Origin of the sequence: Halobacillus sp. (genome assembly GCF_049282395.1) — a bacterium.
Lineage (GTDB): Bacteria > Bacillota > Bacilli > Bacillales > Halobacillaceae > Halobacillus.
Window position 1 is genome coordinate 1 of record NZ_JBAPTY010000071.1, and the last position, 7,905, is coordinate 7,905.

Here is a 7,905-nt window from a genome sequence, read left to right on the forward strand (position 1 = left end):
CATCATAAACCATGAGGAGGATTTCGAGCTCCTAATTTCGCAAGGTCCGGAGGGGGACGATGAAGACTTCTGCGGGATGAACATGATCGGTGAGATCCCGCAGGGCTGTTAAGCCCGAGGAAGCTCAGCACATGCCCGCGAAAAGCGAAATCGTCCCCCGAAGGACCTAACTCTCACAAAAGTCTCGAAATCAAGTCTTCAAGTAATGGGAGCTTTACTTTAAAATCAATATGGCAGATTTAAGAGGGTCAAAAAATGCGTGCTAATTGAAAGCTGGATAGGGATGATCCAGCTCTTCTGTACTTCCATAGAGAGAGTGAAAAAATCTCCAAAAGAAAAAGGTAAAAGAAGAATAATAAGGAGGTTGAAGAATGAATTCTTTTTTTATTTCAATCATTATTATGGCTATAAGTGTAGCAGCATTGTTTCTTGTGTTCATACTTGTTCTTCTAAAAAGGAGTAACAATAAGAAGTGAACACGAGTCTCAGATATAATAAGCCCTTCTGTTCATGAACAGAAGGGCTTATTAATTATGGAAAAGTTTCATCAAGTATCTTGTTTTAATTGCTTTAAAAGCTCTAAAGTGTTTTCATATTCCTTTTCGAGAAGCATTCGATCTTCATTCACTCCCGGCATACTTAATCGACTAATCAGTTCGGACAGTTTAGTTTCCAGAGTCATCAAATTGTATACGTCTTCCTCTGCTTTCTGTGGTTTATTCAAGGACTCCTGCCATTCTTGCCACGTTCCATCAAAATAGTTCAGTTTTTCCTGTTTGATGATCCATAACTGATCCGCTGTTTTCTCCACAAACGTCCGGTCATGGGTGACGTACAGAATCGTTCCCGGATAATCATGCACTAATTTTTCCAAAGCTTCAATTGCTTCTATATCCAAATGATTGGTCGGTTCATCTAATATAAGCAGCTGTGCTTCACTGACAAGCATTCTGGCTAGAACAAGCTTCACTCGTTCTCCGCCGCTTAATACCTGAATCTTTTTATGGATATCTTCCTCATAAAATCTGAGTCTCGCGAGAATAATCCGAATCATGGACTCTTCTAAACGACTCGTTTTCGATACATAGCCTAAAACCGTCTCCTCATCCGGAAGCGCTCCCATATTCTGATGAAAATATTCGGTTTTAACTCCTTTTGGAAACAATTCTTTATGATGATCAAGCAAATGCTTCAGAAAAGTAGATTTACCAGCTCCGTTTGCGCCTACAAATGCGGTCTTTGAACCTGTTTTCAGTAAAATGTCGTCTATGTGAAAAAGAAATCTGTCTCCAGCCTGGATATTTACCTCTCTTAACTGACAGATATACTTACTATGGATCTTCGACAGGTGGTCCATTTCCAGCTTTACATGATCCCATTCAAATGGTTTGTCAGCACGCTCTAAACGATCCAGGCGGCGTTCAAGAGTTTTCCCTGTCCGCTCCACTTTCTTTTGTCTAGCCGCTGCTTTATTTTTACCAAGCTGCCATTCAGAATTCCCCATACGCCTGGGAGGCTTCTTCATCCCTTTGGATTGGGTACGCTTTTGCTCAATACGTTTTTCAATTCTTTTCTTTTCCTGAAGGTACTGTACATGCTTTTCCATCTGTTGCTCTCGTTCCTGTTGTTTTTGCTGCAGATAAAAGGAATAGTTTCCATTAAACACTCTAAGTTTCCCTTTTTCCAGTTCCCAGATTTTATCGCACGTGCGGTCAAGAAGTGTTCGATCATGAGAGACGATCACACAGGCCCCTGAATACTTCCGCAGCTGCTCCTCTAATTCCTCCATCCGGGACCAGTCCAAATCGTTCGTCGGTTCATCTAAAAACAACAGCTGGGCCGCATCCTGAAAAATAGCTTCGAGTTTGGCAAGCGTACGTTCACCGCCGCTTTGACAATCTTCCTTTGTTTCCTTATGAATTTGTTCTAATCGGTCATACGCTGTGTACCACTTCACCTGAGGAAGAATATCCAGTTCTCCGGTTAAGTAGCGAAGGAGCATAGTCTTACCCTGACCGTTCCTTCCCACTAAACCGATTTTTTCACCCTCGTGCACAGCTAACTCTTTTATATCCAGCAATGTTCGTTCACCGATCGAATAGTGGATATTTTTGGCATTCATCAATAACATAAATAGACCTCCCTGTACGCTCCAGAGAAGTCATAGTCTGCTGCTTTGGCCACCTCTAAGAAAGCATAAAGGTGCCCTAAAGCCAACGTTTAAAGAAAGACAGACTAATCCTGTATCTGGAACGAGTAAAATTTCTTATTTACATACTCGTATAGTGACAGGATTAGTACTTCATCGCTTTAAACGTCAGTCCCTTCTAAATTATCTTCATTTATTATATGATGAACGGGAATATATTTGCAAGAAAATTCGGAAAGGGTGGTACAGCATGGGGAAGGTCGTGTTATACATTGCGCAAAGTCTGGATGGTTACATTTCCAGAGAAGACGGTTCGATTGACTGGCTTTGGGATGGACAAGATAGCGGGACAGATTATGGTTTTGAAGCGTTTTTCAATCAAATGGACACCGTGATCCTGGGGAGAAAAACCTATGAACAAATCTTTGAATTAACGAGCGAGTTTCCTTACCAATCCAAAGATGTCTATGTAGTAAGCCGTACGAAAGAAGGTCACGATTCCTATGCCACCTTCATTCAGCCCGAACAAATTCTTCCGCTGTTGAATGTAATAAAAGCAGATAAAAATATCTGGCTAGTGGGAGGAGCACAGTTGATTGACCATTTTGTAAGCATGGGGCTTATTGATGAATACCATCTGGCGATCCAGCCCACCTTAATCGGCAGCGGGATTCCTCTCTTCAAGCCACATCAAAAAGAGCAGCAGCTTGATCTGCTGCGTACAGAAAAGTTCGATGATGGGATGATCGTTCTCACTTATCAGCTTAAATAAACGGGTGGATTCTATGATCACTTCCCCCGTATAGCAATAGAAAGGAATACTGCATAAGCATGTAAAGGAGAAGTTCTATGTTTCCAGACAAATTAAAACAAGGGGGCGAAATACGGGTGGTCTCCCCTGCCGAGAGCTTATCTATTATTGCTGAAGATCAGCGTAAGCTTGCCATTCAGCGCTTGGAACAACTTGGTGTCCGTGTTAGTTATAGTACATATGCAGAGATAAACGATGAATCTGCTCTTTCCCAATCTATTGAAAAAAGAGTCTCTGATCTTCATGAAGCTTTCAACGACGAGCGCGTTACCATGATCCTTACTACAATTGGAGGTTTTGACAGCAATCAGCTGCTGCGTTATCTGGACTATGACCTGATCCGCCAAAACCCAAAAATCTTCTGTGGTTTTTCAGATATTACGATTCTATCAAATGCCATTTATCAAAAAACTGGACTCGTTACCTATAACGGCCCCCATTTTTCTACATTCGGCATGAAAAAAGGAATGGAATACACGTGGGAACATTTTCGACAGATGTTTACTCAAACAACCCCTTACTTTATAGAGCAAGCGGACTACTGGAGTGATGACCGCTGGTTCCTCGATCAGGATAACCGTCAATTTTATACAAATGAAGGCTATACTGTGATCAATGAAGGGTCGGCGACAGGAAGGACGCTTGGAGGGAATTTATGTACATTAAATCTTCTTCAGGGGACCGAATTCATGCCTGCACTTGAGAACACGATTCTTTTTCTTGAGGATGATGAAATGACCATTCCGCAAACCTTTGACCGTGATCTTCAGTCCCTGATTCATCAGCCTGGGTTTGATCAAGTGAAGGGACTTGTCATCGGCCGGTTTCAAAAAGAATCAAACGTTAGCCTGGATCACATCCACGCGATCATTAAATCGAAGGAGGAACTCTCAAACATCCCGGTCATTGCTCAGGCGAGCTTCGGCCACACCACACCGCAATTCACGTTTCCTATTGGCGGGAAGGCTGCCATTCAAGCTTCCGGTCAAAAAGCTTCTATTCAGATGATAGAGTATTAACTGCACCTTCATACACCAAACAAAAGGACGGGCTGACCCGTCCTTTCTGCTGGTTTATTCGTTAACCAAATCGTATACTTTATATACTTTTCCATTCTCGATATCTTTAGGTTCATTAATCAAATCCATAAGAATGGATGCTACTTCATGAGGGGATCTCAGCTGACCTTCTTCCTTCATCTGTTTAAATTTATCTACGTCTTTAAACTCCTCTTTAGAAGATGCACGTATTTCTCCTTGCATATCCGTGTCCATAACTCCGGGGCTGAAAGCCAATATAACATGCTTGTTCCCTTCCTGCTCCAACGCAAGGGTGGAAGTAAACCGATTAATAGCTGCTTTTGCACTGCTATATGTACTCCACCCGTGAACCGGACGTTCAGCTGCACCGGAAGTGATATTAATAATAGAGGTCCCGATTTCTTTTTTATTCGCTTCTGCAAGACAACGATTAATCAAAAGAACAGGAGCTGTCACATTTACCTGAAAATGCTTTTGAACAGAAGCAGGCTCTAATTGTCCCACCGGGTTAATTGGCTCAATCACTCCTGCATTATTTACCAGATAGACATAGTGGGTATCTTCGTGAAAAGCTTCATTAACAATCTTCTCAAGACCTTCCTCCAATTGGCCAGGGTCACTCAGGTCACATGAAATGTGGGTATAGCTTACCTTTCTTTCATCAGCCAGTTTCTGTAAAGATTTATTTTCGTTTCTGGATACAGAGATTAAGTGCACATTCTTCTCAATAAACTGTTTCGCAATGGACTCACCAAGTCCACGTGATGTTCCGGTAACAATAGCATACTGCATTTAAAAATCCTCCTTTTATCAGCTATTTCTCATTATTCCCGTCTTCCTGAATAGAAAACCTAACCGTGCCCGCAGACTGCTTTACATCTATAATAGCAGCGTATATGATAAATGAAGCACGAGTTTGACTGATAGAAGAAGGAGTCTGACATGAAGTATCTCTACTTATTTATCATTTATGCAGGCGGGCTCGTAATCTCCAGTCTGGGTCTTGCCCTTATTATTAAATCTGGTTTGGGAGTAGGACCTGCCGATAGTATAGCTGTAGGTCTATCTATGCGCTTTCCGGTTACGGTAGGATCCGTTATGATTGCAGCTTTTGTCATTTTACTGCTGCTCAATGCGTGGCTTGAAAAAAAACGCCCGCAGTATGAATCTCTCATCCCCATTATTATAAGGGGCCGTACCGTAGATCTGTTTTTATACGGGATGCTTGAAAACGCAAATTATGAAGTATGGTGGACTCAGTGGGGAACTTTTTCCCTGGGATTGCTCGCTACGGCTTTGGGCGTTGCTGTTTACTTACGCACTCCCTTCCCGCGGATCCCGCTTGACCACTTTATGATGATTATGAATGAAAAAACCAAACAGTCCAAAGGCTTTATCCGGATTATAGCAGAATCAGCTATGGCTCTTGTCGGCTATCTTTTAGGCGCTCCAGTGGGCATAGGAACACTTATCGTCGCTTTATTATTAGGACCCTTTATTCAATGGTCTTATTTCTGGGCGCGGCCGATTACCAGGCTATGGTCAGATTCCGCCCGTTCTTCAAGTGCGTCGGACTGAATGACGAAGAAAGCGTGAAACATAGCCGTTTCACGCTTTTTTATACTTCTTATTCATCGGTAAAATTAAGTTTCGTTACTCCAGTTTCTTCTAGCTTCTGACCAATTTTCTCTTCTATTTGCACACGTTCTTCCATCATTTCATCGGTCATCTTATCCTGATTCGACCCATAACGCTCGGCCATTTCTTTATCAGCGAGTTTTTCGACCAGCTTATCCCAGAAACTGAACTCATCGTATTCCTCTACGTACGTATCGAGCAGCTTAGATTCATAATCAACATCCAGATCATAAACGTCCACTTCCTCCTGATGAACAACTCGATCCTCAAGCCCCGCTTCTTTATACTTGGCAAGCACAAGCTCTCGTACATCCTCAAACTCGTCATCCAGTTCCATGCGGGTGGAATTAACCATCCAAGTGCCCAAATATACGGTCTCTACTAATTTTTCATACTGTTTCTGAGACAACTCAAGATTGACTTTTCCCATTCTTATTCCTCCATTTCATCAATGGTTCGTTGGAATTATATCATAATTCCTTTCTATAACTCCAAAGAACAAAAAACGGTATGCCGGCCCAGGGGCAAGCATACCGCTATTTTTAATTATTGAGCTTTTTGATTGCTGCTGAAGATTGAGGCATCCGGAGATATACCGGCTTCCTTTTCGTAGCGCTGCTGTAGAAGACGCGTCACAGCCCCTGGATTTCCATCTCCAATCTGCAGATGATCCACTTTTAAGATCGGCATAATCTCAGATGTACTGCTGGATAAAAACAATTCATCTGCGTATTGAAGATCTTCAATTTGAAACGATTCTTCTACAAAATCAATATTCTGGGAGTCGCAGAAAGCTTCTACACGCATTCTTACACACCCATGCAAAATGTTTTTCTTAGCTGGGTGTGTATAAACCTTGCCATTCTTCACCATATACACATTGGAAGAACTACATTCGGTAACTTCGCCGTCTTTATGAAGCACCGCTTCGTAACAATTCTGTTCTTCAGCTGCTTGTTTGGCCATAACATTTGGAAGCAGATTCAGGCTTTTAATGTAGCACCAGTCCCAGCGCACATCTTCATGGGTAATGGTGTGGACGCCTCCTGCTATTAAATCCGTTGGACGCGGCAAATCTTTCACATAAGCGTACAGATTAGCTGCTGTGTCCTTAGGAAACGCATGATTCCTCGGCGCAGAACCACGGGTGATTTGTAAGTACACTTTCGCATCGCTTTCTACCTGGTTGAGTTCCAGTAAATGTTTTAAGTGATCATACATTTCTTCCTGTGTATAAGGCACATTTATTTTTACAGCGGCTGCTGATCGATATAAACGCTCTACATGCTCTTTTAACAGATAAAATTTGCCGTTATAGATACGGATAACTTCGTAAATGCCATCGCCGAATTGCAATCCCCGTTCCTCAAACGGATAGCGGAGTTCATCCTGATGAATAAAATCATCTTCTGTTAGTATGCGATCATAAATTGTCATGAGATCGTCCTCCTTACAAATTCATTCATTAACGCCTAGTTTATCAAAAAAATTTATATTCAAACACGTTTTTACTTATAATCCATCATTTCCCCTACAGTTCCTCCTGAAATGTAGAGGGATGATTGGAAATGAGTGTACCGAAGTTTTTTCCTTTGCACAAGTCCATCATGACTCCCGACTGATTAAAATTAAAGATGTGTACAGGTACTTGATGGTCCCTAGCTAACAATAAGGCCGATTGATCCATTACCTGAATATCCTGTAGTAAAACATCATTATAATTTAAATTTCCATATAGTTTAGCATCCTGATTTGTAACAGGATCCGCTGTATATACTCCATTCACTCCCTGCTTGGCTACGAGAATGGAATCGCACTCCAATTCAATCGCACGCTGGACGGCAGGGTAATCGGTCGTTACAAAAGGCTGGCCGTTTCCACCCGCCAGAATGATAATATAACCTTTATCAAGATGGTACATGGCTTTTAAGCGTATATAGGGTTCAGCTACGGAAGTAATCGGGATCGAGGTCATTACCCGGACTTCTTTCTCTGTTTTATTTTTTAAAACCCCGCGAAGCATTAGACTGTTAATTACAGTGCCTATAGTTCCTATATTATCAGCTTCAACTCGATCGATTCCCCACACTTCTGCCGTTTTTCCCCTGAAGATATTACCTCCGCCTACTACCAGGGCAACCTCCACACCGGCTTCCGTCAGATTCAGAATTTCATTCGCTATATGTTCCAGGCTGGTATGATCAAAATTTTCCTGACTGTCCCCACTGAGTGCTCCTCCGCTGATTTTCAACAGTACTCGTTTATAC

The 7,905-nt window shown here is 42.1% G+C and carries 8 protein-coding genes; 3 read left to right on the plus strand and 5 right to left on the minus strand.

The window, feature by feature from the left end; all coding sequences use genetic code 11:
- Positions 1-547: 547 nt before the first annotated feature.
- Positions 548-2,131: a ribosomal protection-like ABC-F family protein gene (abc-f, locus tag WAM07_RS03650; protein ID WP_422164857.1), complete on the minus strand. Its 1,584-nt coding sequence runs from the start codon at positions 2,129-2,131 to the stop codon at positions 548-550.
- A 268-nt stretch (positions 2,132-2,399) separates the two neighbouring features.
- On the opposite strand from abc-f, the gene WAM07_RS03655 reads away from it, so the two are divergent.
- Positions 2,400-2,921: a dihydrofolate reductase family protein gene (locus WAM07_RS03655; RefSeq protein WP_422164859.1), complete on the plus strand. Its 522-nt coding sequence runs from the start codon at positions 2,400-2,402 to the stop codon at positions 2,919-2,921.
- A gap of 77 nt (positions 2,922-2,998) precedes the next feature.
- Positions 2,999-3,979: a S66 family peptidase gene (locus tag WAM07_RS03660; protein WP_422164861.1), complete on the plus strand. Its 981-nt coding sequence runs from the start codon at positions 2,999-3,001 to the stop codon at positions 3,977-3,979.
- A 54-nt stretch (positions 3,980-4,033) separates the two neighbouring features.
- Here the strand turns inward: WAM07_RS03660 and WAM07_RS03665 are convergent, their stop codons facing one another.
- The gene (locus WAM07_RS03665; protein ID WP_422164863.1) at positions 4,034-4,792 is read right to left on the minus strand and encodes a (S)-benzoin forming benzil reductase; all 759 of its coding nucleotides are present in this window, start codon (positions 4,790-4,792) and stop codon (positions 4,034-4,036) included.
- Between the two features lie 150 nt (positions 4,793-4,942).
- On the opposite strand from WAM07_RS03665, the gene WAM07_RS03670 reads away from it, so the two are divergent.
- Positions 4,943-5,578, plus strand: coding sequence for a YczE/YyaS/YitT family protein (locus tag WAM07_RS03670; protein ID WP_422164865.1), 636 nt, complete (start codon positions 4,943-4,945; stop codon positions 5,576-5,578).
- Between the two features lie 49 nt (positions 5,579-5,627).
- Here WAM07_RS03670 and WAM07_RS03675 read toward each other — a convergent pair whose 3' ends face one another.
- The 3 genes from WAM07_RS03675 to pyrH all read right to left on the minus strand — a co-directional run.
- A complete protein-coding gene (locus WAM07_RS03675; protein WP_422164867.1) occupies positions 5,628-6,068 on the minus strand; it encodes a hypothetical protein in 441 nt (146 codons plus the stop codon).
- A 116-nt stretch (positions 6,069-6,184) separates the two neighbouring features.
- A complete protein-coding gene (gene dat / locus WAM07_RS03680) occupies positions 6,185-7,075 on the minus strand; it encodes a D-amino-acid transaminase (RefSeq protein WP_422164868.1) in 891 nt (296 codons plus the stop codon).
- Between the two features lie 94 nt (positions 7,076-7,169).
- Positions 7,170-7,905: UMP kinase (pyrH, locus tag WAM07_RS03685; RefSeq protein WP_422164870.1), on the minus strand; the 736-nt coding region annotated here is incomplete at its 5' end.

What these genes read in the sequence shown, in the direction of transcription:
- abc-f (WP_422164857.1), bottom strand. Translation starts at nt 2,131, where the DNA reads ATGTTATTGATGAATGCCAAAAATATCCACTATTCGATCGGTGAACGA.
- WAM07_RS03655 (WP_422164859.1), top strand. Translation starts at nt 2,400, where the DNA reads ATGGGGAAGGTCGTGTTATACATTGCGCAAAGTCTGGATGGTTACATT.
- WAM07_RS03660 (WP_422164861.1), top strand. Translation starts at nt 2,999, where the DNA reads ATGTTTCCAGACAAATTAAAACAAGGGGGCGAAATACGGGTGGTCTCC.
- WAM07_RS03665 (WP_422164863.1), bottom strand. Translation starts at nt 4,792, where the DNA reads ATGCAGTATGCTATTGTTACCGGAACATCACGTGGACTTGGTGAGTCC.
- WAM07_RS03670 (WP_422164865.1), top strand. Translation starts at nt 4,943, where the DNA reads ATGAAGTATCTCTACTTATTTATCATTTATGCAGGCGGGCTCGTAATC.
- WAM07_RS03675 (WP_422164867.1), bottom strand. Translation starts at nt 6,068, where the DNA reads ATGGGAAAAGTCAATCTTGAGTTGTCTCAGAAACAGTATGAAAAATTA.
- dat (WP_422164868.1), bottom strand. Translation starts at nt 7,075, where the DNA reads ATGACAATTTATGATCGCATACTAACAGAAGATGATTTTATTCATCAG.